Consider the following 24,588-nt stretch of genomic DNA (forward strand, 5'->3'; position numbering starts at 1 on the left):
TGCCCGCGACGCGGCGGTGCTCGCCGGGGTGCTCGCGCGGTCGGGGGTGCCGGTCGGCGGGCGAGCGGCCGGGCCTCGGGCCGGCGCTCCCCGGTGGGCCGGGGAGCGCCGTGGCGGTTCGCCGGAGCCGGTCGGACGGGCCTGCGGGAACTGCTAGTTGATGCCGGCGGCGGTGCAGCCGGCGGCGTAGTCCGCGGTGCAGATGTCGGCGGGCTTGTAGAGGCCGTCGGCGATCACGGTGTCCTTGATGTTCGCCTTGGTGACGATCTTGGGCTGCAGCAGCTTGGCCGGGATGCCCTTGTCGGTCTCGCTGTCCACCGTGGTGGAGGCGACGGCCTTGACGTCCTTGCCCTGCAGCAGGCTGACGGCCAGTTCGGCGGCGTTGTCGGCGAGCGGCTTGTAGGCCTTGTAGATGGTGTAGGCCTGGTCACCGGCGACGATCCGCTGGACGGCGTCGAGGCCGGCGTCCTGACCGCCGACCGGGACGGTGATGCCGGCCGCCTTGAGCTGGGTGATGATGGCGCCGGCCATGCCGTCGTTGGCGGAGTAGACGGCCTGGAAGCCGTCCTTGCCGAGCTGGGTGATGGCGGCGCCGGTCTTCTGGCCCGCGACGGTGGGCTTCCACTCGCCGGACTGCTCGTAGACCACCTTCTTGATCTTGCCGTCGAGCACCTTGTGGGCACCGGACTTGAAGAGGGCGGCGTTCGGGTCGGCCTCGTCACCGTTGATCATCACGATGTTGGCGTCGGCGGCCCTGGCGCCGAGGGCGTCCAGCAGGGCCTGGCCCTGGAGCTCACCGACCTTCTCGTTGTCGAAGGAGACGTAGGCCGCGACCGGGCCGGTGGCCAGCCGGTCGTAGGCCACGACCTTGACGCCCTTTCCGGCCGCCTCCTTGACCCACGACTGGGTGGACTTGGCGTCGAAGGCGTCGAGGACGATCACCTTCACGCCCTCCGCGATCAGGGTGTCGAACTGCTGCTTCTGCTTCGCGGCGCTGCCCTCGGCGTTGCTGTAGCGGACCTTGCAGTCCGGGCAGAGCGCGGTGACCTTGGCCTCGATGAACGGGCGGTCGAAGGACTCGTAGCGGGTGGAGGATGCGTTCTCCGGCAGGAGCAGGCCGATGGACTTGGTGTCCCCGGAGCTCGCGCTGTCCTTCTTGTCGCCACCGGCCTTGCCGCAGGCGGCCATGGACAGGGCCAGTGAGACCGCGGCGGTGCCGACGAGGACGCGACGCATCGTTGCGTTCATGGGGGGTGCCTCCGTGACAGGTGCCGCAGCGCTGCGGCGAGGTGGGAGGAGTTAACCCGGCCCCGTCAGCTGGCGTCAATAAGTAAATTCAAGCTCTCCTCAATCCCGACTCTTTCGTTATCTTCATGAACGCCCACTCGGGATTGAAACCTGGAGATTCCTCCGAGTCGAGCTATGACAGGACATGACAGAACGGACGAATCCCTCCAGAAAATGGGCCCCACCTGGTACGGACCTGAGGGAAAGCCGAGCGGAGCGCGCACGGACCGAGCCCGAGCGACCATCCGAGGCCCTCTTGACAGGAACAGGGCAGGTCTACTCAAGCGTTCAAGAGTTTGATCAACCGTCAGAGAGAAGGGGCGACGTGCGAGCCCGGTAGCGGCCGGGCGTCGTCCCGAAGAGCCGGTTGAAGGCGTGCGAGAGCGCGTACGGGGTCGCGTATCCGACCCGGCGGGCGATGACGTCCAGCGGCTCGGCGGTCTGCTGGAGCAGCGCCGCCGCGCGCGTCATCCGCCACCAGGTGAGGTAGGCCATCGGCGGACGGCCGACCAGCCCGGTGAACCGCCGGGTGAGGGTGGCCCGGGAGACCCCGGCGTGGGCGGCGAGGTCCTCGGTGCTCCAGCCCCGCGCAGGGTCCTCGTGCAGGGCCCGCAACGCGGCGGCGACGACCGGGTCACCCAGCGCGGCGGACCAGCCACCGCCCCGCGCCCCCGACGGCCCCGGCCCTCCGGTGGCGGCCGGACCGTCCGGCGCCCCGGCTCCGCCCCCGTCGGCCGCACCACCCGCACCGCCCGCACCGCCCGGACCGGCGCCGGGCGGCCCGGCCAGCCAGGCGCGCACCATGTAGACCAGCAGCAGGTCGATCAGGCTCGGCACGGCCAGCGCCGCACCGGCCTCGTCGGCGGCCAGCTCTCCCCCCAACAGGTCCACGGCCGAGCGCAGTTGCGGGTGGCCGCCGACCCGGTTCGCCAGGTGGACCACGTCCGGGAGTTCCAGCATCAGCGGGTGCGTCCGGCTGTGCTCCAGGCGGTACTTGCCGCAGAGCAGCTCGACCGCCGCCCCCGTCCCGGAGCCGGGGGCGGACTCGTACGAGGCGGCGGGGCCGAGCGGCGGCACCGGCCGTCCGGGGCCGAGCAGCCGGTCGATCGGTACCGCCCGCGCCGCCTCGGCCGGCTCCAGCGGCGCGCTCGCGAGGACGTGGCCGGTCCCGTGCGGCAGCAGCACCGCGTCACCGGCGCCCAGGGCCACCGGCGCGCCACCGTCGGGCAGCAGCCAGCAAGCGCCCTCCAGCACCACGTGGAACCCGGCCCCGTCGTACGGGGGGATCCGGGTGGACCACGGCCCGCCGACCCGCAGCCGGACCGAGGAGGGCCGGCCGATGCGCACGGCCGCGATCGCGTCGCTCACCACGTCCATCCGGTCATCCTACGGTGGCCGGCCACGCACCCGTGAGCCGATCACGTATCCGATTGATCCTCTGAAGCATTGAGGCGCTCAGTCGGCGCCTCCTAGGCTCGACACCGGCGGCGTACGGAAGTGGCGCCCCACGAACCAGCCGCACAGCTGTACAGCTGAACAGGTGCACAACCACACGGGTGCACAACGACACGGGGAGGAACCATGGAGCGGATCGTGCTCGGCGACGCCGAGATCATCAGGGTGGTCGAGTGGGAGGGGCCGTTCGTCCCGGCGCAGAGGATCGTGCCCGGTCTGCCGACCGGGGAGTGGGAGCGGAACGCGGACTGGCTGGCCCCCGACCACTGGGACCGGGCCGGGGACGACTACCGGGGGGCGCTCCAGACCTGGGTGGTCCGCCACGGCGGTCGGACCGTCCTGGTCGACACCAGCGTCGGGGACGGTCGGCAGCGCCCGCACAGCCCGCACTTCCACGACCGGCGGAGCGACTTCCTCGACCGCCTGGAAGCGGCCGGGGTCCGTCCGGAGGACGTCGACGTGGTGGTCAACACCCACCTGCACGCCGACCACGTCGGCTGGAACACCGTCGCGCGGGACGGCGAGTGGGTCCCCGCCTTCCCCAACGCCACCTACTACCTGCCGGCCGCGGACCACGCCGCGATCGATCCGGACGGGCCGGAGTCGGGACCGGCCCCGGCGGACGCCGACGCCCGGGTCTGGCGGGAGGAACGGCGGCTGATGTTCGCCGACAGCATCGCGCCGGTCGTCCGCTCCGGGCAGGCCGTGCTCTGGGAGGGCGGTCACCGGCTCGACGAGGCACTCACCCTGGAGCCCGCGCCGGGTCACACCCCCGGCTCGTCGGTGCTGCGGCTCGCCTCACGCGGGGAGCGGGCGGTGTTCGTCGGCGATCTGCTGCACAGCCCGGTGCAGTTGCTCCACCCGGCCTGCAACAGCTGCTTCTGCGAGGACCCGGCCCGGGCCGCCGCCAGCCGGCAGCGGGTGCTGCAACGCGCCGCCGACACGAGGGAACTCGTGGTCCCCGCCCACTTCGCGGGCGCGGGCGCCGTCGAAGTACGGCGTGCGGGAAGCGGATTCGCGGTCTCCCGTTGGGCCGCCTGACCGGTCCGGGATCAACCGGGCTCCGGCAGCAGCAGCGGCGTCTCCCCCCGCGGCACCGCCGTCCGGGAACCGCCACTCGCCCCGAACGGCTACGGCCGCTCGAAGTACTGCACCACTCCGCCGGCCGAGAAGCACAGCGCACCCGCGAAGGTCCCCCAGTTCGCGATGTCGGTGTTGACCGGGCTACCGGTCTCCGGACGGGTGAACGCCGCCACCGCCGAGAGCAGGAAGAGCACGGACCCGATCTGGTTGACCAGCACGATCCACCACCCGATGCCGCGCGCGTGCACGCACCAGCGGCCGTGGCAGACCTCGACCAGCGCGAGGTGTCCCGAGATCAGGAACAGCACGCACCCCACCATGTCCGGGGCCCAGACCAGCCGGTCCGCCTGCCGGACCGAGAGGTCCTGGAGGAAGGAGTCCAGCAGGTTCACACCGAACACCAGGGTCCCGGCGAACAGGACGAACGTGCTGAGCCAGTCGATCCGCTGAGGTTCGTAGCTCCACCAGCGCCAGGCCCGGGTGACGGGTGCATCCCTCCCACCGGAGCGGCGCGGGGCATTGACCGCCTGGAGCAGCGAGGCGTAGCCGCCGGTGTTGAAGAACAGGCCTCCCACGAAGAAGACCGAGGCGATCGCCGTCGGGCCGACGCCGGTGACCGCCGCGAGGAGGGCGCCGAGCGCGAACAGCCCGCCACCGATCACGAACGCGACGGCGGCGACGGTGTTGAGTGTGCGCAGGCGGTGCAGCGCCCGGCCGTCCGCACGGTGCGGCGCACCCTCGGCTCCCGACTCCGCCAGCGTCCTGAACACACCGCGTTTGCGGGCCGGCCGGGATTCCCAGACCGCCAGGCCGCCCTCGGCCTTGCGCCAGGTGACCCGGGTCGTGAACGGTCCAGCGCCCTCGGCGCGCTCGTCGCGGCGAACCATGGCACGAGCCTAGACCGGAGCGGGCCGTCACCCGCCCTGCGCGGCAAGGCGTGTCCCGACCGGAGTGCGGGAGGAACCACCGGCCTGCCTCCCCGGCCCGGCCACCCGTCCGGCGGGCCGGGCGGCCGGGCTTGTCAGCCGGCCCGGACCGCGTCCACCCAGCGGGCGAGGTCCTGTTCGGCGAGTTCGGGGTGGTCGAGCAGCCGCTCGCGCACGGCGGTCAGGACGGGCCCGCCACCGGCCAGCGCGAGGTCCTTGGCGGCCAGCCGGACCGGGAAGTCGGCGTCGTCGGAGCGGGCCCGGCCGACCGCACCACCGAGCGGTCCGCTCGCCAGCGCGCCCAGGGCCAGTTCCTCCGGGAGGCCGAGCGAGTCGGCCAGGGCGAGTGCCTCCGCCACCACGGCGACTCCCCCGATCACCGCGCCGATCACCACCAGCTTCAGCGCCGCGCCCGACCCGGGACCGCCGCAGTGCACCACCGAACCGAGCGTCTCCAGTACCGGCCGGACCCGGTCGAGGTCGGCGGGCTCCCCGCCCGCCAGCACGGTCAGCCCGCCCGACGCGGCCGGGCCGACGCTGCCGAGCACCGGCGCGTCCACCAGCCCCACGCCGTCCGGCAGTCGTCCGCGCAGGGCGGCCACCGCCGCCGGACCGACGGAGGACATCTCGGTCCAGATCGTGTCGGGCACCAGTTCCCCCACGAACCGCTCGGCCACCGCCGCCAGCGCCTCCGGGTCGGACAGCATCGTGACGACGACGCCCGCCCCGCGCACCGCCTCCGCCGGATCGGCGGCCTCCGGGAGCCCCTCGGCCCTCCCGGGCGTGCGGTTCCACACCGTCAACGGGTAACCGGCGGCGGCGAGTCGGCGGGCCATCGGTCGACCCATCCGGCCGAGGCCGAGAAATGCGATCTTCTCCATGGCCTCCACGCTAGGAACCATCGAGCCAGGCGACAAGCGAATGTCTCGCATGGTAGCCATGCGGAATGGACATGGCCTGGCTCGAAGTCTTCCGCACCGCCGCCCGGCTGGGCTCGTTCACCGCCGCCGGCGAGCGGCTGGGGTTCACCCAGTCCGCGATATCCCGTCAGATCTCCACCCTGGAGGCCGAGTTCGGTGCGCCGCTCTTCGACCGACTGGCCCGGGGCGTGCGACTCACCGAGCACGGACGCACCCTGCTGCCGCACGCCGAGGCGCTGCTGGAGCGGCTGGACGGCACTCGCCGCGACCTGGCGGCGCTCACCGAGCTGAACCTCGGCAGGCTGCGGGTCGGCGCGTTCGACAGCGCCAACGCGGCGCTGGTCCCGGACGCGCTGGCAGCCTTCCGGGCCGCGCACCCGCTGGTCGGGGTCTCACTCACCGAGGGACTCTCGTCCGCCCTGCTGGACCGGCTCCGGGACGGCGCGATCGACCTCGCGCTGGTCTCCGCCTATCCCGAACACCCCTACGACACCGAGCTGTTCGACCTCCGCCCGCTGGTCGACGATCCGGTCCTGGTGGCTCTTCCACCGGTCCACCCGCTGGCGGGCCGCGCGTCGGTGCAGCTGGCCGAGCTCGCCGGGGAGCACTGGATCGCCGCCAGTCGGCGGGCCGAGTCGACCCTGCTGGCCGCCTGCGTGCGCAGCGGCTTCCGGCCGCGGATCGAGTACGAGGTGGCCGGGTGGCCCGCCAAACTCGGCCTGGTGGCCGTCGGGTTGGGTGTCACCCTGATCCCCGCCCTGGCCGCCCGCGCCGCCCGGCCGGACGTCGCCCTCGTCCCGCTCCACCCGGACGACACGCCCGTCCGCCTGGTCCGCACCGCCACCCTCCGGGACCGGTCGGTCCCGCCGGCGGTCACCGCCTTCCTCGGCCACCTCGCCGCGGCGGCGGAGCCCACCCCCCGGGGCTGACCGGCCGGGCCCGGACCGGAGCCCCGGCCGGGGTCCTGCGCTCCGGTCGGCGGCGCAGGGTCGGCAGGGAGCCGGTCCCCGCGCCGCCGTCCAGCGGCAGAGCGCCCGCTCCGCGGTGCCGACCAGGACTTCGACCACCTCCTCGACCGGCAGGGCGCGGCCGGTCCGGAGCTGGCGGACACCGGACGGCGAGCGGGCGAGCAGGGCCGGGGCAGGGGCAGGGACGGGGCACCGGTCCCGGCGCGGGGCCGGAGGCCCGGGACGGGGGCGGGCGGAACCGGTCCCGGCGCGGGGCCGGAGGCCCGGGACGGGGGCGGGCGGAACCGGGCCCTGCCCGGGCCGGTGCCCGACACGGGCCGGGCACCGGATCGGGCCAGGAGGCGACCGCTGCCCCAGGCGTCCGGGACGGCGGGCGGCGGACCTTGGAAGCCACGCCCGGCCCGCGCCGGGCGCACCGATCCGCACCCACCCACGGGAACCCCCTCATGACCGCACAGTCCGCCCTGTCCGCCGCCCTCCTCGACGCCCGCCGCTCCGTCTGCCTGCCCGACCTGCTCCGCGCGCAGGTGGCCGCCCGGCCCGACGCCACGGCCGTGACCGGCGACGGCGGCCGGCTCAGCTACCGCGAGCTCGGCGAGGCCGCCGGCGCCCTCGGGGCCCACCTGCACCAGCTGGGTGCGGGCGCCGACGACTGCGTCGGCCTCTACACCGAACCGTCCCTGGAGCTGATGACCGGCGTCTGGGGCATCCTCTGCGCGGGCGCCGCCTACCTGCCGCTCTCCCCGGAGTACCCGGAGGAGCGGATCCGCTACATGATCGAGTCCAGTGGCACCAGGGTGATCGTCGCTCAGGACCACCTGCGGCACCGGCTGGCCGGGCTGGCCCCGCCGGGCGTCCGGATCGTCACACCCGCCGACCTCCGCGAGGCCGCCGGCACGCACCCCATCCCGCACCAGAGCCGGGGACCCGGCGACCCGGCCCCCGGCCCGACCCCGGACGCGCTGGCGTACGTCATCTACACCTCCGGCAGCACCGGCCGGCCCAAGGGCGTGATGATCGAGCACCACAGCATCGTGTCGCAGCTGCGCTGGCTGACCGACGCCGGCCACCTCGGCCCGGACACCACCGTGCTGCAGAAGACGCCGATGAGCTTCGACGCCGCGCAGTGGGAGATCCTCGCGCCCGCCGCCGGCGCCCACGTGGTGATGGGGGCGCCGGGCGTCTACCGGGATCCGGACGGGCTGATCGACGCGGTGCTGGAGCACGGCGTGACCGCCCTCCAGTGCGTCCCCACCCTGCTCCAGGCGCTGCTGGACACCGAGCGGTTGCCCGGCTGCACCACGCTGCGCGCGGTCTACTCGGGCGGCGAGGCGCTCTCCGTCCGGCTCGCCCGGGCCCTCACCGCCGAGCTGCCCCGGGCCTCGCTGGTCAACCTGTACGGGCCGACCGAGTGCACCATCAACGCGACCGCCCACCGGGTCAACCCGGAGGCCCTCGGCGAGGGCTCGGGTTCGGTGCCGATCGGCCTGCCGGTCGACCGCACCCGCTGCTTCGTGCTGGACGCGGAGCTGGCCCCGGTGGAGGTCGGCGCCACCGGCGAGCTGTACGTCGGCGGCGTCCAGCTGGCCCGCGGCTACCTGAACCGGCCCGACCTGACGGCGGAACGGTTCGTCGCCTCGCCGTACCTCCCGGGCGAGCGGCTGTACCGCACCGGCGACCTCGCCCAGTGGAACCCGGACGGCACCCTGCAGTGCGCCGGCCGGACGGACAGCCAGGTCAAGCTGCGCGGGTACCGCGTCGAGCTGGACGAGATCGCACTCGCGATCGAGGACCACACCTGGGTGCGCCGGGCCGCCGCCGTGGTGACCGACGACGCGCGGACGGGACACCGGAACCTGGTGGCCTGCGTGGAGCTGAACCCCAAGGAGGCGGCCCTGATGGACCAGGGCAGCCACGGCGGGCACCACCGGTCCAAGGCGAGCAAGCTCCAGGTGAAGGCGCAGCTGTCGAACCCGGGTCTGCGGAGCCCGGGTCAGCTGGCCGGCCGTCCGGTGGTCGGGCTTCCGGGGCGGCAGGAGAGCGAACGGCAGCGCCGGGAGGCGTTCGCCCGCAAGACCTACCGGTTCTTCGAGGGCGGCCCGGTGACCCGCGACGACCTGCTGGCCCTGCTCGCCGCCCCGCACCCGGCGGACCGGCCGGACCACCACCGGACCGCCCGCCGGGACGGCGGCGTGACCCTGGCCGAGCTGGGCGGGATCCTGCGGTGGTTCGGACAGTTCCACAGCGAGGAGCGGCTGCTGCCGAAGTACGCGTACGCCTCCCCCGGCGCGCTGTACGCCACCCAGCTGTACCTGGAGACGAACGGCTCCGAGGGCCTGGCCGCGGGCGTCCACTACTACCACCCGGTCGAGCACACCCTGGTCCGGGTCGGCGACGCGGCCGACGGCGCCGCGCCCCTGGCCCTGCACTTCCTCGGCCGGCGCAGCGCGATCGAGCCGGTGTACCGGAACAACATCCAGGAGGTGCTGGAGTTCGAGACCGGGCACATGCTCGGTGTCCTGGAGGAGGTGCTGCCCGCGTACGGGCTGGCGGTGCGGCCGCTCGGTCACGAGCCGGCCGTCCGGCGGCGGCTGGACGTCGCCGACGAGGACCTCTACCTGGGCAGCTTCACGGTCGTCCCGGAGGACGGTCGGCCGTACCGGGACGACACCGAGCTCTACGTCCAGGCCCGGCCGGGCCGGGTCGAGGGCCTTCCGGCCGGCACCCACCGGTACGAGGACGGCGGGCTGACGCTGATCTCGGACGAGCTGGTGGAGGCCCGGCACGTCATCGCGATCAACCAGCAGGTGTACCGGCGGGCGGACTTCGGCATCTCGGCGGTGAGCCGGGCGGCGGAGCCGTGGCTGGAGTACATCGGCCTGGGCACCCGGCTGCACCGCCTGCAGCGCAACGGACTCGGCTTCGGGTTCATGTCCTCGGGCTACAGCTCCAGGACCGGGCACCCGCTGCCGGCCGCCCGGCGACTGGACGCCGTCCTCGCGTCGTGCGGGATCGCGCCCGGGCCGTCGTACTTCTTCCTCGGCGGGCGGGTCAGTGGCGAGCAGATCCGCAGCGAGGGCATGCGGGAGGACGCCGTGCACATGAAGGGCCCTGCGGAGATGATCCGGGACGAGCTGGCCGCCGCGCTGCCCGACTACATGGTCCCCAACCGGGTGCTGGTCCTGGACGAGCTGCCGCTCACCGCCAACGGGAAGGTCGACGTCAGGGCCCTCGCCGCCGGCGAGCAGGTCCGGGACGCCGGAACGGGCGCGCCGTTCGTGGCGCCGTCGACGCCGACCGAGCGCCGGCTCGCCGAGGTCTGGGGCGCCGCGCTGAAGTACGAGGCCGTCTCACTGGCCGACGAGTTCTTCGCCGCGGGCGGGAACTCGCTGATCGCCGTGGCGCTGGTCAACCGGGTCAACCGGGAGTTCGGCACCCGGCTGCCGCTCCAGGTGCTGTTCGAGAGCCCGGGACTGGCCGACCTCGCGGAGCGGATCGACCGCTCCGGCGCCGCCGGCGGTTCCGGCGGGCCGGCCTCCCGGCTGGTGCCGCTGCACCGCGGGGGCGCCGGTGACCCGGTGTTCTGCTGGCCGGGGCTGGGCGGCTACCCGATGAACCTGCGGCCGCTCGCCGGCCGGGCGGGCCGGCCGTTCTACGGCGTGCAGACGTACGGCATCAACCCCGGGGAGACGCCGTACCCGACGATCCGACAGATGGCCGCCGCCGACGTGGCGGAGATCCTCCGGCTCCGCCCGGAGGGTCCGTACACCCTGTGGGGGTACTCCTTCGGCGCCCGGGTCGCCTTCGAGGCCGCGTGGCAGCTGGAGCAGGCGGGCCGGCGGGTGGACGACCTGCTGCTGATCTGCCCGGGCAACCCGGAGCTGCGGAAGGCCGGCGGCCAGCGGTACGGACGCGAGTACTCCTACCGCAACCCGGCGTACCTGACCATCCTGTACTCGGTGTTCGCGGGCTCGATCAGCGGGCCGGGGCTGGACCGGTGCCTGGCCGAGGTCCGGGACGAGGACGGCTTCGCCGCCTTCGTCCACGGGCTGATGCCGGAGCTGGACGAGGAGGTCGTCCGCCGGATCGCCCGGATCGTCGGGGAGACCTACGAGTTCGACTACAGCTTCCGCGAGCTGGCCGAGCGGCGGCTGTCGGCGCCGGTGACCGTGTTCAAGGCCACCGGCGACGACTACTCGTTCATCGAGGAGAGCTCCGGCTACTCGGCGACGGCGCCGACGGTGATCGAGCTGGCCGGCGACCACTACGGCGTGCTGAAGGAGCACGGCGTCGGCGAGCTGGTGGCCGCGGTCCGGTCCCGGTCCGGGGGCCTGAACCGCTGACCCGCCGTTTCCCGACCCGTCCCGGCCGGGCGGGCCGGGACAGGCGGGGTGGTTCAGCCGCGGGTCCGGTCCGGCGGCTCCGACACCGGCCCCGCGCCTCCCGGCCCCCCCGCGTCCGTCCCGGCGGACTCGGCGGACTCCGCCAACAGCTTGATCCGCGCCAGCCGCCGGTCCCAGTCCGCCGCGAGCGAGGCCATCCACCGCGCGGTCGCGTCCAGCGCCTCGGGCCGGACGGCGTAGCGGACCTCGCGGCCGGTCCGACGGCCGGTGACCAGCCCGGCGGTGTCCAGGACGGCGAGGTGCTTGACCACGGCCTGCCGGGTGACGGGCAGTCGCCCGGCGAGCGTGGTCGCGGTCGCCTCGCCCTGGGCGGCGAGCAGGTCGAGCAGCCGGCGCCGGGTCGGGTCCGCCAGCGCGCCGAGCACGCCGTCGACGACCTCGGCGCCGCCGCTCCGCCGCTCCGTCACGCCGACCGCTGCTCGGCCCGCGTGCGGAGCGCGTCGAACACCTGGGGCCAGCCGCCGCTGTTGTCCCGGACGGCCTGGCTCCGCCGCTCCTCGGAGACGGCCAGGGCCGCGAACCCGCTCTCGACGACCCGAAGGCGGGTCTTGTCGCCCTCCTCGGTCAGGGTGAACTCCACCAGCGTGGTGTTGTCCTCGCGCAGTTCCTCGCCGGGGAACGCGCTGGCCCAGCGGTAGGCCAGGTAGGTCGGCGGCTCGACCTTCTCCACCCGCACGGGGAAGTCCCCGTACTCGGCGCTCCGCGCCACGGTCGACTCGCCCTCGCGCGCCACCGTGCCGGCCACGCTCTGCGCGTCCACCCAGAACCCGGGCTGGGCCACCAGTGCCCAGACCCGGTCCAGGGGGGCCGCGATCAGGGTCTCGCGCTCGATCCGGTCCTCGCTCATGGGATGCTCCTCCGTCGTCACCAGTGAATGCAACCCCATGGTTGCACCTGGCCCCGCCCGGGCGCAACCATGGGGTTGCGCCCGGGCCGCGAAGCCGCACCGGTCAGCCCCACCACTGCTCCGGAACGGCGACCTCGTCGCGGGCCGGCCCGGCCGGGGCCTCGACGGCCCGCGCGGGGCCGGCGGTGACCAGCAGCTCGTCCCGTCCGGTCGCGGCCACCTGGTAGCCGGACTCCCGCAGGACCACGGCGACCGCACCGGTGACCGCCGCCCTGATCCCCTCGACCGGCGGCGGGTCGGCCCGCTCCACCTCGTCGGACCCGCCCGCCCCGTCGGCCGGGTCAACCGGCCGCCAGTCCACTACCACCCCCTGGGGGCGGTGACCGATCCGCAGGCCCGACGGCCCCCGTCCGGTGTCGAACCCGGCCCGGGCCAGGTCGGTCGTCACGTCCTCGAAGAGTTCCCGGTGATCCACCATTGGCGCAGCGTAGGCCCGCCGCCACGCCCTCCCCGGGCACGGCGCGCACCAAACGCTCCGGCGCCCCGGCACAGCACCCGGGCGCAGCATCCCGGCCGCCGGAGGCGACGGGGGACCCTCGGGCGAGCCGACACGAGCGGCCGGACGGGCCGATGGACGTGCACAGTCGGCGCGGTGCCGACAGCATGTCAGAGTAAGCGCTCCATCACTTTGAGCAACGGGGGCGGCGGGTCGGCGGATCCGCGCGCCGGCGTACCCGGCTCCCCCGCATCGAGAGGTCCGATGATCACATCACTCCGCCGGCCGGCAGCTCAGCGGCCGGGCGTCCAGGACGTTCCGCAGCGGACACCGGGGAGCCCGTCGTGAGAGCCGGTCAGCAGCCGAGCCCGGCACCGGCCACCAGCACCCGCGCGGCACCGGCCAACAAGGTCGAGGCGTTCGCCGACTGGGCCGACGGGCGGCTCGGCATCTACGCCCTGTCCAGGTCCAACCTGCGCAAGATCTTCCCGGACCACTGGTCCTTCATGCTGGGCGAGATCTGCCTCTACACCTTCATCATCATCATCCTGACCGGTGTCTGGCTGACGCTGTTCTTCATCCCGTCGATGGGCGAGGTCATCTACGAGGGCTCGTACGTGCCCCTCAGGGGCGTCCCGATGTCGGAGGCCTTCGCCTCGACGATGGAGATCAGCTTCGACCTCCGCGGCGGCCTGCTGATCCGGCAGATCCACCACTGGGCCGCCATCGTCTTCGTCGCGGCCATGTTCGTGCACATGATGCGCGTCTTCTTCACCGGGGCGTTCCGCAAGCCGCGCGAGATCAACTGGATGTTCGGCGCGCTGCTGCTGTTCCTCGGCATGTTCGACGGCTTCATGGGCTACTCGCTGCCCGACGACCTGCTCTCCGGCACCGGCATCCGGTTCATGGAGGGCGCGATCCTCGCCGTGCCGATCGTCGGCACGTACCTCCAGTTCTTCATCTTCGGCGGCGAGTTCCCGGGCGTGGTCATCATCCCGCGGCTGTTCACCGTGCACGTCCTGCTGATCCCGGGGATCATGCTGGGGCTGCTGGTGGCCCACCTGATCCTGGTCTTCTACCACAAGCACACCCAGTTCGCCGGGCCCGGCCGGACCAACAGGAACGTCGTCGGGATGCCGCTGATGCCGGTCTACATGGCCAAGGCCGGCGGCTTCTTCTTCCTGGTGTTCGGCGTCATCTCGGCCATGGCGGCGATCGCCACCGTGAACCCGATCTGGGCGTACGGCCCCTACCGGCCCGACCAGGTGTCCACGGACGCCCAGCCCGACTGGTACATGGGCTTCTCCGAGGGCCTGATCCGGATCATGCCGGGCTGGGAGATCGGGCTCTGGGGCCACACCCTGAACCTGGGTGTCTTCGTACCGCTGATGATCTTCCCGCTGGTCCTGGTGGCGATCTGGTCCTACCCCTTCCTGGAGGCCTGGATCACCGGCGACCGGCGCGAGCACCACATCGCCGACCGGCCGCGCAACGCCCCGGTGCGCACCGCCTTCGGGGCCGCCTGGATCAGCCTCTACCTGGTCCTGCTGGCCGGCGGCGGCAACGACCTGCTGGCCACCCACTTCCACCTGTCGATCAACTCGATCACCAACGCGGTGCGGATCGCGTTCTTCGTGGCGCCGGTCGTGGTCTTCGTCATCACCAAGCGGTGGTGCCTGGGCCTCCAGCGACGCGACCGGGAGAAGGTGCTGCACGGGCGCGAGACCGGCGTCATCAAGCGCCTCCAGCACGGCGAGTTCGTCGAGGTGCACGCGCCGCTGCCGCCCGGACGGCTGTACACGCTCACCTCGCACGACCAGCCGCAGCCCGTCGAGCTGCCGGCCGAGGTGGACGAGAACGGGGTGGCCCGCAGGACCGGGCTGCTGACGCGCACCCGCGCCAAGCTCTCCCGCGGCTTCTACGGCGGGGGCGGCCAGATCGCCAAGCCGACCGCCGAGGAGCACGAGGAGATCACCAGCGGCCACGGGCACCACTGACCCGGACGCCCCCGCGCGACCGGGGCCCGCCGCACTCCTTGGGTTCAAGGTGTGCGGCGGGCCCCGGTCGCGCAACCGGTGGCCGTCAGCCGTGCAGGGCCGCCGGGAGGGCGGCGAGCAGCGCCGCCGCCAGCGCCACGGAGAGGCAGACGGCCGCCCACCGCGCGCAGATCCGGCGGCACTCGGAGCGGTAGCGGGCGGCGAGCTGCCGGCACCGCTCGACCGCCCGGTCCACGACCTCCTCGGCGTACCGGAGGCGGTCGTCCGCGTAGGCGCGCTCCAGCGCATCCCGGTCGTCGGGCGAGAGCCAGGGGAACCGGTCGGCGAAGGCCCGGGCGTCCCGTTCGGCCGCCGCCACCTCCGCCTCCCAGGCCAGGTAGCCCTCCAGCCGGGCGATCTCCACCCGGGCGTCCACCGCCTGTCCGCCCGCCTGCGGGCCCGTCGCCCGCCTGCCGGGACGCGCGTTCCGCGCCTTCGGCGGGCGCTCTCTGCCACCCATGACCGCTCCTCGTGCCGTCGTCGTCCAGCACCCCCCGGGCGCGGACCGATCCGCGACCACGCAACTACTACCAGTGACCGGAGGCGGTCGGCGCCAGACGCGCCGGGCCGCCGGCCGCCCGGCCCGCAGGGCACCGGCGCGCGGCGCACAACGCGCGCCGGGGAGGCTCCGGCGCACGTCGGCACGGGTGCGCACGGGCGCGGTGACACCGGAGGACCACGGACACGCTCCGCACATGGCCGTGTACCATCAGCCATCGAGACCGGCGCCCTGCTCCGCGTCGGCCCGGCCCGCCCCGGCCCGCCCGGGGCGCGAACCAGGAGGTCAGCCATGCCCGACGCCGGTCGGTTCAGCGAGTTGGGCGAGCAGGGCTCGCGCGCCGTCATGGAAGCCGCCGCCGTCCTGGAACGCGAGCTCTCCGCCGGACTGGCGGACGCCAAGGCGGCCACCGCCCGGCTGACCGGCGAGCACCGCGTCGACCAGGAGGAGTTCGACCAACTGGTCCGCCGGGTCTCGGAGAACACCCACCAGCTGATCGACGCGGTCAGCACCCGGGTGCTCGCGGCCACCACCGGCGAGGTGTCCGAGCAGGCCGAGCGGCTCGCCACCAACGCGCACGACGTCCTCGAACTGCTGCTCAACCTGAGCAGCCTCGCCCCCGGCTTCGCCAACCGCACCATGCAGAGCGCCTTCGGTCCGCAGCGCGGGCCGACCGGCGGGGCCGGGGACGCCACCGGCGACGGCTCCTCCGCCCGGCCGACCGGGTGAGCACGGCGGCCGGTCCGACGGCCGTCGGGGCGCCGCTGGTCGAACGGGTCCTCGCCCGGTACCGCGAGCGGACCGTCGCCGAGCTGCTCCGCCACATCCCCGAACAGAGCCCGCCGTACCTCTACGAGCTCACCGCCGACTACCCGGCCCGTCCGTGCAAGGGCCTGCGCGCAGCGCTCTGCCTGGTCACCTGCACCGCGTTCGGCGGCTCCGCGGAGCGGGCGCTCAACCCGGCGGTCACCGTCGAGCTGTTCCACAACGCCTTCCTGATCCACGACGACATCCAGGACGGCAGCGAGCTGCGCCGCGGGTCGCCCACGCTCCCCGCCCGGTACGGCGTCGAGGTGGCGCTGAACGTCGGCAACGCGACCAACCTGCTCGGACTGCGCCGGGTGATGGCCAACCGGCGGGCGCTCGGCGGGGAGCTCGCCTGGCGGCTGTTCGAGGAGACCGAGCTGATGTGCCGCCAGTCGCTGGAGGGACAGGCGCTGGAGATCGGCTGGATCCGGGACAACGTCTGCGACCTCACCGCCACCGACTACTACCGGATGTGCCTCAAGAAGACGTCCTGGTACACCTTCCTCTACCCGTGCCGCTCCGGCCTGCTGGTCGCCGAGGGGGCCTCCACGGACGCGTCCCGGCTCGACCGGTTCGGCTGGTACCTCGGCGCCGCCTTCCAGATCCAGGACGACGTGCTCAACCTGGTCGGAACGGCCGAGGAGTACGGCAAGGAGATCGCCGGGGACCTCTGGGAGGGCAAGCGCACCCTCATGCTGATCCACCTGCTGGAACGCGCCACCCCCGCCGAACGGGCCCGGGTCGTACGGTACCTGAGCAGCACCCGGGCCCAGCGCGGCCCCGACGCGGCCGACGACGTCCACTGGCTGCTCGACCGGATGGCGGCGTACGACTGCGTGGCCGGCGCCCAGGAGGCCGCCGCCGGGCTGGTCGCGGCCGCCGAGCGGGAGATCGAGGGCATCGTCGCGGACCTGCCCGAACCGGCCGGCGAGGACGCCGACGCGGTCGAGCGGACCGTCGAGGCGCGGGAGTTCCTGCTGGCCCTGCCCGGATTCGTGGTCGCCCGCGGACGCTGACCCTTGCGCGTTCACCCACCCTGCGTAAGATCCACAAGGCCGGCCCCGGAGGACGGGAACCGGTCACGGGTCGGTCGACGTCACCGGGAATGACGTCGCTGCGGTCAACGTGGGGGTGGGTGGCCGATGTCCATAGAATCCGGGCTGCGCGAGCTCGAACGGCTCGCCGGGCGGCTACCGGCCGGGGTCGACCTGTACCGGCTCCGCCCGGACGGCCGCGTCCTGCTCGCCGACCGCGAGGGCGCACGGGAGTTGGGCCCGGACACCGTGCACGGGCCCGCCGGTGAGGAACTGCTCCGCTTCATCGACGAGGGCCAGTTCGCCCACTACCTGGTCGGCGACGCCAAGACCTCGCCCGAGCGGCCGTCGAACGCCACCTACAAACTCGGCATCGTCGCCCCGCGCAGCGCCTTCACCCCGCACGCCCACGGCGGTGAGCACCTGGTCCTCAGCCTCGGCCACGCGGCCTGCGGCCTGTACGACGCCGAGCGGCGCCGGGTGGTGGACGTCCCGCTGACACCCGGGCTGCTGATCCGGATCCCCGAGCTGATGCCGCACTCCTTCGCCAACCGGGGCACCGAACCGCTCAACATCCTCGCCGCCAACACCGGTTACGGCATCGATCACGAGGACTACGCGATCACCGCCGCCGAGGCGGAGCGCCGGCAGGACACCGAACTCGCCGAGGCGCTGCGGGCCGTGGAACGAGGACAGCAGGTGGGCGGGGTCAGCGCCCGCGAACGGCTGGCCGCCCGGCTGCGCCGCCTGGCGGCCGCCCTGGAGGTGTCGCGGTGATCTGCCCGCACTGCCGGCAGCGGCTGCTGCGGCGCGAGCGCACCGACCGCCGCTGCACCCGCTGCCGGCGCCGCTTCGCCCTGGAACCGAAGCTCGACCAGGGCCTGACCGACCTCCGGCTGCGGCAGCACGCGGACCGGCTCACGGACGGCGGCCGGCTCGTCTGCACCACCGACCAGCTCCGCTGGTCCGTCGTGACGCGGCAGCTCCCCCGGGCCGAGCGGGCCCGCCCGCCGCAGGCCCCGCCCGAACCCACCGCCGACGCGGACAGACCGGGCTGCGCGACGGCCGGCGCCGTCGTCCCGCTGGCCGCCGCCGTCCTCTGGGCCGTCCTGGTGCCCGGGCACCGGCTCCTCGCCCTCGCGCCGGCCGCGCTCGGCCTCTGGTTCCTGTTCGGCCTGCTGGTCATCGTGCAGGAACGCCGCAAGCTCCCGCGCCTGCGCCGGGAGTGGCAGCGCTCGCACGACCGGTGGACCGAGCAGCTCCGGACGTGGCAGGACGAGCAGCGCCGCTGGACCGATCCCCTCCTGACCCCCGTCGACTGGACGGCCCGGCGGTTCCGGGACTCGGTCCTGGCCTCCTGGACGAGCACCTACGGCGCCCTGCCCACGGGCGTCGTCGACGACGCCGCCGTCGTGCCGGTCCGCCCGGCCGGCACCCCGGCTCTCGCGGTGCTCTGCCCGGACCCGACGGTGACGGCCTTCCTGCACGCCAACGACTTCCCCGGACGCCACCGCGCCCTGCTCGTGGGCCGTCCGGAGGAGATACCCGCCGGGGTGCCGGTCGTGGTCCTGCACGACGCCTCCCCGCAGGGCTGCCTGCTGGTCGCCGACACCCGCGCCGCGCTGCCCGGCCGCCGGGTCGTCGACGCCGGGCTCTCGGCGCGCACCGCCCTCGCCGGGGGCGAGCGGACGGTGCAGCTGTACGAACGCCGGCTGCGCGAGCCCCTCGCGGAACAGCTGGCGCGGCTCCCGGGACTCACCCGGGAGGAACTCGCCTGGTACACCGCGGGGCTGTGGAGCCCGATCGCCGCCCAGCCGCCCAAGCGGGTGCTGGCGGCGGCCGAGCAGGCCGCCGAGCGGGCCGTGGCGAAGACCTTCGACAAGCGCCCCGGCCCGGCCGACGAGCCCGCCGACGCGCGCGCGTCGGCCTCGGACCTCGGGTTCCTGAGCTGGCCCGACCGCCCGACGGATCCGGACACGGCGACCCCGGAGGTGCCCCGATGATCTGCCCGCACTGTGCGAAGAGCCTGCGCCAGCGCGAGCGCGGCGGGCACCGCTGCTCGTACTGCCGCAAGGACTTCGCCCTCGACCCGAAGTCCGAGGGCACCGGGCTCAACGACCTGCGGATCCGCAAGCTGACCGCCAAGCTCACCCTGGACGGCAGACTGGCCTGCACCGTCGGCCAGTTGCGGTACGCCCTGCAACGGCGCGGCCGGCCCGAGCCGTCCTTCCTCGGCAGCCGGGGCGGCGGCTCGTGCCTGGGCGTGCTCGGGATCGCGGCCATGGTCGTCGGCCTCGCGCTGAACGGCTCGCTCACCGTGCTGCTGGCCCTCGGCGGGATGGTCCTGATCGGCACCGGCGTCCGCCAGTTCTGGCTCGCCGACACGCCCGCGCCGCCCGCACCGGTCGAGCTGCGCTGGGACGCCGACGACTTCCGGCGCACCGTGGTCGACCGGTGGAAGAAGGTCTACGGGACGCTGCCGTCCGGGCTGGTGGAGGACGACCTCGTCCGGCCCGGCCCGCCGCCCGCCGAACCGGCGTTCGTCCTGCTCTGCCCGGACCGGACGGTGACCACCTTCCTCCAGGCCAACGACTACCCCCGCCGCCACCGCGCGCTGCTCGTGACCGACCTGCGCGCCGTCCCCGCGGGCCTTCCCGTGGTGGTGCTGCACGACGCCTCGCCGCAGGGCTGCCTGCTGGTGGCCGACGCCCGAGCCGCACTGCGCGGCCGGCGGGTCCTCGACGCGGGCCTCCCGGTCCGCACGGTGCTCGTCGACCAGGACAAGTTCGTCCTGCTGCGCGACCCGCACCGCTCCGAGGAGTTGCAGGCCCGCCTGGAGCGGACGGTGCCCGGACTCACCGGCGGCGAGCGCGCCTGGTTCGCCGAGGGCTGGTGGAGCCCGCTGGCCGCCCTGCCGCCGAAGCGGCTGCTGGCCGTCGCCGTCCGGGCCGCCGAACGGGCCGGCGGGCGGGGCACCGCCGGCGGCCCCGCCGGGATCCCGGCGCCCCGGCGGCCCGACCGGCCCGAGAACCCGATCGAGACCCGCCGGCGAGCTCTGGCCGTCGGCTTCCTGACCTGGCCCGAGGAGCAGCCCGGCCACGGGCCCGGGCCCACCCGGAAGGGCACCGCATGACCCTGCGTCCGCTGCTGGACGGCGCACTGACCCTCGCCGCCGACCGGGCCGGGGCTCCCGGCGGCCTGCGCTACACCGAACGCCAGCTCTACTACGAGCTGTGCCGCGTGCTCCAGCCGCTGCACGCCGGCCCGCGCCGGATCCCGTACACCCTGGCGCCACCGGTGCGGTACGGCCGGTTCGCCGCCGCCCTGGCCACCCGGCGTGACGAACTGCCGGGCCTGCTACCGCCGTTGGATCCCGCAGCGGCCGTGACCCCCGGCACCCGGACCGCCGCCGAGGGCGACCTCTACGACTACGGGCTGCCCCGGCTGCTGGTCTGCCAGAGCCCCGCGATCGCCGCCATGCTGGTGGCCAACGACCTGCACCTGGAGGCCGCCTGCCCGATCGTCGCCGCCGACGGGCTGCCGCTCGACCCGCGGCTGACGGCGGCCCTGGAGCGGGCGGGCGACGCCGTGGTCCACGTGCTGCACGACGCCAGCCCGGCCGGGCTGGCCTGCTTCGAACGGGTCCGGGCGGAGTACGGCAGCGGCGGCGCGGTGGACGGGCCCGCGGGTGTCCGGGTCCGCTCGATGGGCCTCGTCCCCCGGCACGCCACCGCCCTCCACCTCACCACCGGCCGCGGCCCGCACGCCTACCGGGGCCTGCTCCCCGCCGGGCTGCGCCCCGAGGAGCGGGCCTGGCTCGGCGGCGGCCGGACCGTGGAACTGGCCGCCGTCGGACCGGCCAGGCTGCTGCACACCGCGATCCGCCAGGTCCGGGGCGGCGCCACCGGCCCGCGCCGCACCCCGCTGCGGAGCCGGGTCCGCACCGCCCGCGAGGCCGGCTTCCTCAGCTGGCCCACCCCCTGACCGACCGACCCGCCCCCCCGACGTGTGAGGACCCCTCGACCATGAGCAACGCACGCCACCTCGGCTACCGCGACGAACTGCTGGCCGACGGCCAACTGCACCGGCGGTACGAGGACGGCCGCAGCGAGTGGCGCCGGCGCGGCGCCGGCCACCTCGTCCACTGGCAGGACAGCCTCGGCCGGTCCGGCACCGACGAACGGCTCGGCCGGGACCTCGTCAAGCGGCTCCACACCGACGGCACCACCGAGTACGGCCGCGACATCGGGTACGGGCGCACCGTCTGGGCAGGCGGACACGTCACCGTCAACCGCACCTCCTTCAGCGGCCGGCTCGGCGTGGTGGTCGGCGCCCTCGGCGTGGCCGGCGCCGCGGCGATCACCGCCGCGCAACTGCCCCCGGAGACGCTGTCCGAGGCGGAGGAGGAGGCGCTGCGCCAGGCCGCCCAACGGCAGCAGACCTCCGACGGCGGCGGGGGCGGGGGCTCCGACGGCGGCGGGTCCGACACCGGGTCCGACGCGGGATGGGACGACACCGACAACGGCTGGGACGACTCCGGCGACGACTGGGACGGCGACGACTTCGGCTGACCCGCCGCGCCCCGCCGCCGGCCCCTCGACGAAAGGCACCACTCCCCCATGCCCCGCTGCTGCGCCTGCGCCGGCCCCGACGCCGACCGGGCCCGCGCCCACCTCGCCTCGCTCACCGGCACGGCCCTGCACGAATCCGGCGCCCCGGCGGGCGGGGGCGGCCGGGACGGCCAGGCCGCCCTGATCCACGGCGAACCCGGCTTCGCCACCGGCCCGTTCACCGTCGACGGCACCACCGCCGTCGGCGAGGTCACCCTGCACAACCGGCCGGAGCTGCACTCCGCCCTCGCCGCCGCCGGCGCCCCCGCACCCGGGACCTGCCCGGACGGCGAACTCCTGCTGCGGCTCTGGCTCCGGCTCGGCTCCGACGGCGTCCGTCGCGCCGACGGGATGTTCGCCCTCGCCGTGGTCGACGGCCCCGACCTCGTCCTGATCCGCGACCACGCCGGCGCCCGCACGCTCTTCTACGCCCGCGCCGACGGCTGCTGGGCCGCGTCCACCTCGCTGCGCACGCTGCGCCACTGGCCCGCGCTCGACACCGGGCTCAACCTCACCGCCGTCCGCTCCTTCCTCACCTTCGCCTACCTGCCCGGCGACGAGACCCTGGTGCGCGGCGTCCACGAGGCCCTGCCCGGGCGGGTCCTGCGGCTCGCGGCCGACGGCTCCGCCCACCAGGAGCCCTACTGGGAGCCCGCCGAACTGCTCCCCGACGACGGGCTCGTCCCGCCCGCCGGGTACGCGCAGGAGCTGCGGTCGCTGCTGGAACGGGCCACCGAGCAGCGGCTGCCGGCCGGCGAGGCGGTCGCGGTCCTGCTCTCCGGCGGCGTCGACAGCTCCCTGGTCACCGCGCTCGCCGCCCGGCTGCACGACCGCCCCGTGCACACCTACTCGATCAGCTTCGGCGACGACCTCCCCAACGAACTCGGCTACTCGGGCCTGGTGGCGAGCCACTGCGGGACGACCCACCGGGTCCTCACCGTCTCCGGCACCGAGGTCGCCGCCCGGCTCGCCGACACCGTCGCCCTGCTCGACAGCCCGGTCGGGGATCCGCTGACCGTCCCCAACCTGATGCTCGCCGAGGCCGTCTCCGGCGACGGGATCACCGTCTCGCTCAACGGCGAGGGCGGTGACCCGGTGTTCGGCGGCCCGAAGAACCTGCCGATGCTGGTCCACGAGATGCACCGGGACGACCCGGACCCCGAGGCGCGGGCCGAGGCGTACCTGCGGTCCTACCGCAAGTGCTACGAGGACCTGCCCCGGCTGCTCACCCCGGAGGCGCTGCGCGCACTGGCCGGTGAGCCGCAGCCGCGCCGCTTCGTCGCCCCGTACCTGCGGCCCGGGCCGATGCACACGCTCCTCAACCAGCTGCTCCACTGCAACCTGCGGACCAAGGGCGCCCACCACATCCTCACCAAGGTCGAACGGCTGACCGCCTCGCAGGGGGTCCAGGGCCGCTCCCCGCTCTTCGACCGGCACGTCGTCGACCACGCCTTCGCCACCCCGCCGACGCTCAAGCTCCGCGGCACGGTGGAGAAGTGGGTGCTCAAGGAGGCCGTCCGGGACCTGCTGCCGGGGGCCGTCGTCGACCGGCCGAAGAGCGGCATGCGGGTGCCGGTCCAGCAGTGGCTGCACGGCCCGCTGCGCGACCTCTCCGGCGACCTGCTGCTCGGCCGCACCGCCCGCGAGCGCGGCCTGGTCCGCCCCGACACCGTCCGTACCTGGATGCGACGCGAAGGCACCCTGCTACCGCGTCAGGGCGGCAAGCTCTGGCTGGTGCTCACGCTCGAACTCTGGCTGCGCGCCTACGACCTGTGAGACCGCCCGCCACCGGACCCGCCCCGCACCGGTGAGCGCCCCGCCACCACCGACCGCTCCGCAACCCCCTGCTGCCCCGGCCCGGGAGGCCCACCCATGGAACCGTCCACCGAACCCTCGATCCACCTGACCGACCCGCGCACCGGCGACACCCGCGGCACCCTGGTGCCCGCCCGCGCCGGGAGGGTCACCGAGACCGTCGCCCGGGCCCGCGCCGCCGGGGCGCGCTGGCGCGCGCTCACCCCGCGCGAGCGCGAGCGCCGCCTGGACGCGCTCGCCGACCTCGTCGAACGGCACCTCACCGAGTACACCGTGCTGGAGCAGGCCGGCACCGGCAAGCCCGAGGCGGAGGCGACCGGCGAGATCCTGCAGGCCGCCGACCTGTTCCGGTTCTACGCGGGCGCCGCCCGGACCGACAGCGCGCCCGCCGCCGGCCGCTACCTCCCGGGCCACGAGAGCTGGGTGCGCTGGGAGCCGGTCGGCGTGGTCGCCGCCGTCGTCCCGTGGAACTACCCGCTGCTGATGGCCGCCTGGCGGGGCGCCCCGGCGCTGGCCGCGGGCAACACCGTCGTGGTCAAACCGGCCGAGACCACCACCGAGTCGGCCGCCCTGCTCGCCGCCCACGCCGCCGAGGCGCTCGGCGAGGACGTGCTCACCGTCCTGCCCGGCGACCGGGAGACCGGACGGCTGCTGGTCGCCGGCGACGTCGACCTGATCGCCTTCACCGGCAGCGCCGCCGCCGGCGCCGACGTCACCGCCCGGGCCGGTCACCGCCGGGTCAGCCTGGAACTCGGTGGCAACAGTCCCGTCCTCGTCCTGCCCGACGCCCCCGCGCACACCTGGTCCGCGCTCGCCGAGGCGTGCACCTACAACGCCGGCCAGAGCTGCGCCGCCCCCGCCCGGGTGATCACCCTGTCCGACCACTACGAACACGTCCTCGCCGCGCTCACCGCCGCGTTCGCCGAGCGGCGGGCCGGCCGGGACTTCGGCCCGCTCAACAACCCCGACCAGGCCGCCCGCTACGACCGCATCGTCGCCGCGTCCGCCGCCAAGCGCTCGCCCGCCGCACCCGGCCGGACCGACGGCCTCTGGCGCCCGGCCCGCCTGCTCGCCGACCTCCCGGACGACGACCCCGCCGTCCTGGAGGAGGTCTTCGGCCCGCTGCTCACCGTCCAGCACGCCCCCACCGTCGAGGCCGCGCTCGCCCTCGCCAACTCCGTCCCGCAGGCCCTCGGGGCGAGCGTCTGGACGCGCGACCTCCCCACCGCCCTCGACCTCACGGCCCGCCTGGACGCAGGCGAGACCTGGATCAACTGCCACCTCGTCCAGACCGCCGAACTCCCCCACGGCGGTCGCGGCGCCTCCGGCCACGGCACCGACCTCTCCGTCCTCGCCCTCCAGGAGTACCGGCGCCCGAAGACGGTCACCGCCCGGCTCTGAG

At 74.7% G+C, this 24,588-nt stretch carries 21 protein-coding genes and 1 pseudogene; 13 read left to right on the forward strand and 9 right to left on the reverse strand.

Features of this window, described 5'->3' with window-relative positions; all coding sequences use genetic code 11:
* Positions 1-153: 153 nt before the first annotated feature.
* From PUR56_RS33760 to PUR56_RS43675, 3 genes and pseudogenes are all read right to left on the reverse strand, one after another.
* On the reverse strand, positions 154-1,248 hold the full coding sequence (locus PUR56_RS33760; protein WP_329951734.1) for a sugar ABC transporter substrate-binding protein: 1,095 nt from the start codon (positions 1,246-1,248) through the stop codon (positions 154-156).
* A gap of 339 nt (positions 1,249-1,587) precedes the next feature.
* Positions 1,588-2,091, reverse strand: a complete 504-nt coding sequence (locus PUR56_RS43670; RefSeq protein WP_443034608.1) for a helix-turn-helix transcriptional regulator — start codon at positions 2,089-2,091, stop codon at positions 1,588-1,590.
* Positions 2,074-2,664 (reverse strand): annotated as a pseudogene (locus tag PUR56_RS43675) (cupin domain-containing protein); the annotation flags it as partial. The gene PUR56_RS43670 and the pseudogene PUR56_RS43675, both read right to left, overlap by 18 nt.
* Positions 2,665-2,868: 204 nt before the next feature.
* Between PUR56_RS43675 and PUR56_RS33770 the strand changes: the two are divergent.
* A complete protein-coding gene (locus tag PUR56_RS33770) occupies positions 2,869-3,783 on the forward strand; it encodes an MBL fold metallo-hydrolase (RefSeq protein WP_329951736.1) in 915 nt (304 codons plus the stop codon).
* A gap of 89 nt (positions 3,784-3,872) precedes the next feature.
* On the opposite strand, the gene PUR56_RS33775 is transcribed toward PUR56_RS33770, so the two are convergent.
* Complete coding sequence (locus tag PUR56_RS33775) at positions 3,873-4,712, reverse strand: hypothetical protein (protein WP_329951737.1); 840 nt, start codon at positions 4,710-4,712, stop codon at positions 3,873-3,875.
* Between the two features lie 134 nt (positions 4,713-4,846).
* The gene (locus tag PUR56_RS33780) at positions 4,847-5,632 is read right to left on the reverse strand and encodes an NAD(P)-dependent oxidoreductase (protein ID WP_329875631.1); all 786 of its coding nucleotides are present in this window, start codon (positions 5,630-5,632) and stop codon (positions 4,847-4,849) included.
* A gap of 71 nt (positions 5,633-5,703) precedes the next feature.
* On the opposite strand from PUR56_RS33780, the gene PUR56_RS33785 reads away from it, so the two are divergent.
* Positions 5,704-6,600 carry a LysR family transcriptional regulator gene (locus PUR56_RS33785; protein ID WP_329951738.1) on the forward strand — a complete coding sequence of 299 codons (897 nt, stop codon included), beginning with the start codon at positions 5,704-5,706 and terminating at the stop codon, positions 6,598-6,600.
* Between the two features lie 485 nt (positions 6,601-7,085).
* The gene (locus PUR56_RS33790; RefSeq protein WP_329951739.1) at positions 7,086-10,982 is read left to right on the forward strand and encodes an amino acid adenylation domain-containing protein; all 3,897 of its coding nucleotides are present in this window, start codon (positions 7,086-7,088) and stop codon (positions 10,980-10,982) included.
* A gap of 53 nt (positions 10,983-11,035) precedes the next feature.
* Here the strand turns inward: PUR56_RS33790 and PUR56_RS33795 are convergent, their stop codons facing one another.
* The 3 genes from PUR56_RS33795 to PUR56_RS33805 form a co-directional block, all read right to left on the reverse strand.
* A complete protein-coding gene (locus tag PUR56_RS33795) occupies positions 11,036-11,449 on the reverse strand; it encodes an ArsR/SmtB family transcription factor (RefSeq protein ID WP_329951740.1) in 414 nt (137 codons plus the stop codon).
* Positions 11,446-11,889 carry an SRPBCC domain-containing protein gene (locus tag PUR56_RS33800; RefSeq protein WP_329875623.1) on the reverse strand — a complete coding sequence of 148 codons (444 nt, stop codon included), beginning with the start codon at positions 11,887-11,889 and terminating at the stop codon, positions 11,446-11,448. Before PUR56_RS33800 ends, PUR56_RS33795 begins: the two co-directional genes overlap by 4 nt.
* A gap of 103 nt (positions 11,890-11,992) precedes the next feature.
* Positions 11,993-12,367 (reverse strand): hypothetical protein, encoded by a 375-nt coding sequence (locus tag PUR56_RS33805; protein ID WP_329951741.1) that lies wholly within the window; start codon positions 12,365-12,367, stop codon positions 11,993-11,995.
* Positions 12,368-12,729: 362 nt separating this feature from the next.
* On the opposite strand from PUR56_RS33805, the gene qcrB reads away from it, so the two are divergent.
* A complete protein-coding gene (qcrB, locus tag PUR56_RS33810; RefSeq protein ID WP_329951742.1) occupies positions 12,730-14,382 on the forward strand; it encodes a cytochrome bc1 complex cytochrome b subunit in 1,653 nt (550 codons plus the stop codon).
* 85 nt (positions 14,383-14,467) lie between these two features.
* Here qcrB and PUR56_RS33815 read toward each other — a convergent pair whose 3' ends face one another.
* Positions 14,468-14,881: a hypothetical protein gene (locus PUR56_RS33815; RefSeq protein WP_329951743.1), complete on the reverse strand. Its 414-nt coding sequence runs from the start codon at positions 14,879-14,881 to the stop codon at positions 14,468-14,470.
* Positions 14,882-15,211: 330 nt separating this feature from the next.
* Between PUR56_RS33815 and PUR56_RS33820 the strand changes: the two genes are divergently transcribed.
* From PUR56_RS33820 to PUR56_RS33860, 9 genes are all read left to right on the forward strand, one after another.
* Positions 15,212-15,649 carry a hypothetical protein gene (locus PUR56_RS33820; protein ID WP_329951744.1) on the forward strand — a complete coding sequence of 146 codons (438 nt, stop codon included), beginning with the start codon at positions 15,212-15,214 and terminating at the stop codon, positions 15,647-15,649.
* The gene (locus PUR56_RS33825) at positions 15,646-16,743 is read left to right on the forward strand and encodes a polyprenyl synthetase family protein (RefSeq protein ID WP_329951745.1); all 1,098 of its coding nucleotides are present in this window, start codon (positions 15,646-15,648) and stop codon (positions 16,741-16,743) included. The genes PUR56_RS33820 and PUR56_RS33825 overlap by 4 nt, the downstream gene beginning before the upstream one ends.
* Positions 16,744-16,869: 126 nt before the next feature.
* Entirely contained in the window at positions 16,870-17,538 is a 669-nt protein-coding gene (locus PUR56_RS33830) for a cupin domain-containing protein (protein WP_329951746.1), read from the forward strand.
* The gene (locus PUR56_RS33835) at positions 17,535-18,764 is read left to right on the forward strand and encodes a hypothetical protein (protein WP_329951747.1); all 1,230 of its coding nucleotides are present in this window, start codon (positions 17,535-17,537) and stop codon (positions 18,762-18,764) included. The genes PUR56_RS33830 and PUR56_RS33835 overlap by 4 nt, the downstream gene beginning before the upstream one ends.
* Positions 18,761-19,894: a hypothetical protein gene (locus PUR56_RS33840; RefSeq protein ID WP_329875607.1), complete on the forward strand. Its 1,134-nt coding sequence runs from the start codon at positions 18,761-18,763 to the stop codon at positions 19,892-19,894. Before PUR56_RS33835 ends, PUR56_RS33840 begins: the two co-directional genes overlap by 4 nt.
* Positions 19,891-20,745, forward strand: a complete 855-nt coding sequence (locus PUR56_RS33845; protein WP_329951748.1) for a hypothetical protein — start codon at positions 19,891-19,893, stop codon at positions 20,743-20,745. The genes PUR56_RS33840 and PUR56_RS33845 overlap by 4 nt, the downstream gene beginning before the upstream one ends.
* A 41-nt stretch (positions 20,746-20,786) precedes the next feature.
* Entirely contained in the window at positions 20,787-21,332 is a 546-nt protein-coding gene (locus PUR56_RS33850; RefSeq protein WP_329875603.1) for a hypothetical protein, read from the forward strand.
* Between the two features lie 48 nt (positions 21,333-21,380).
* The gene (locus PUR56_RS33855) at positions 21,381-23,147 is read left to right on the forward strand and encodes an asparagine synthetase B family protein (RefSeq protein WP_329951749.1); all 1,767 of its coding nucleotides are present in this window, start codon (positions 21,381-21,383) and stop codon (positions 23,145-23,147) included.
* A 96-nt stretch (positions 23,148-23,243) separates the two neighbouring features.
* Positions 23,244-24,587, forward strand: a complete 1,344-nt coding sequence (locus PUR56_RS33860) for an aldehyde dehydrogenase family protein (RefSeq protein WP_329951750.1) — start codon at positions 23,244-23,246, stop codon at positions 24,585-24,587.
* Position 24,588: the final 1 nt, after the last annotated feature.

The organism is Streptomyces sp. BE303 (genome assembly GCF_036290945.1).
Classification (GTDB): domain Bacteria; phylum Actinomycetota; class Actinomycetes; order Streptomycetales; family Streptomycetaceae; genus Kitasatospora.

Coding starts and splice junctions, on each gene's coding strand:
- PUR56_RS33760 (WP_329951734.1), bottom strand. CDS start 1,248: ATGAACGCAACGATGCGTCGCGTCCTCGTCGGCACCGCCGCGGTCTCA.
- PUR56_RS43670 (WP_443034608.1), bottom strand. CDS start 2,091: ATGGTGCGCGCCTGGCTGGCCGGGCCGCCCGGCGCCGGTCCGGGCGGT.
- PUR56_RS33770 (WP_329951736.1), top strand. CDS start 2,869: ATGGAGCGGATCGTGCTCGGCGACGCCGAGATCATCAGGGTGGTCGAG.
- PUR56_RS33775 (WP_329951737.1), bottom strand. CDS start 4,712: ATGGTTCGCCGCGACGAGCGCGCCGAGGGCGCTGGACCGTTCACGACC.
- PUR56_RS33780 (WP_329875631.1), bottom strand. CDS start 5,632: ATGGAGAAGATCGCATTTCTCGGCCTCGGCCGGATGGGTCGACCGATG.
- PUR56_RS33785 (WP_329951738.1), top strand. CDS start 5,704: ATGGCCTGGCTCGAAGTCTTCCGCACCGCCGCCCGGCTGGGCTCGTTC.
- PUR56_RS33790 (WP_329951739.1), top strand. CDS start 7,086: ATGACCGCACAGTCCGCCCTGTCCGCCGCCCTCCTCGACGCCCGCCGC.
- PUR56_RS33800 (WP_329875623.1), bottom strand. CDS start 11,889: ATGAGCGAGGACCGGATCGAGCGCGAGACCCTGATCGCGGCCCCCCTG.
- PUR56_RS33805 (WP_329951741.1), bottom strand. CDS start 12,367: ATGGTGGATCACCGGGAACTCTTCGAGGACGTGACGACCGACCTGGCC.
- PUR56_RS33815 (WP_329951743.1), bottom strand. CDS start 14,881: ATGGGTGGCAGAGAGCGCCCGCCGAAGGCGCGGAACGCGCGTCCCGGC.
- PUR56_RS33820 (WP_329951744.1), top strand. CDS start 15,212: ATGCCCGACGCCGGTCGGTTCAGCGAGTTGGGCGAGCAGGGCTCGCGC.
- PUR56_RS33830 (WP_329951746.1), top strand. CDS start 16,870: ATGTCCATAGAATCCGGGCTGCGCGAGCTCGAACGGCTCGCCGGGCGG.
- PUR56_RS33840 (WP_329875607.1), top strand. CDS start 18,761: ATGATCTGCCCGCACTGTGCGAAGAGCCTGCGCCAGCGCGAGCGCGGC.
- PUR56_RS33845 (WP_329951748.1), top strand. CDS start 19,891: ATGACCCTGCGTCCGCTGCTGGACGGCGCACTGACCCTCGCCGCCGAC.
- PUR56_RS33850 (WP_329875603.1), top strand. CDS start 20,787: ATGAGCAACGCACGCCACCTCGGCTACCGCGACGAACTGCTGGCCGAC.
- PUR56_RS33855 (WP_329951749.1), top strand. CDS start 21,381: ATGCCCCGCTGCTGCGCCTGCGCCGGCCCCGACGCCGACCGGGCCCGC.
- PUR56_RS33860 (WP_329951750.1), top strand. CDS start 23,244: ATGGAACCGTCCACCGAACCCTCGATCCACCTGACCGACCCGCGCACC.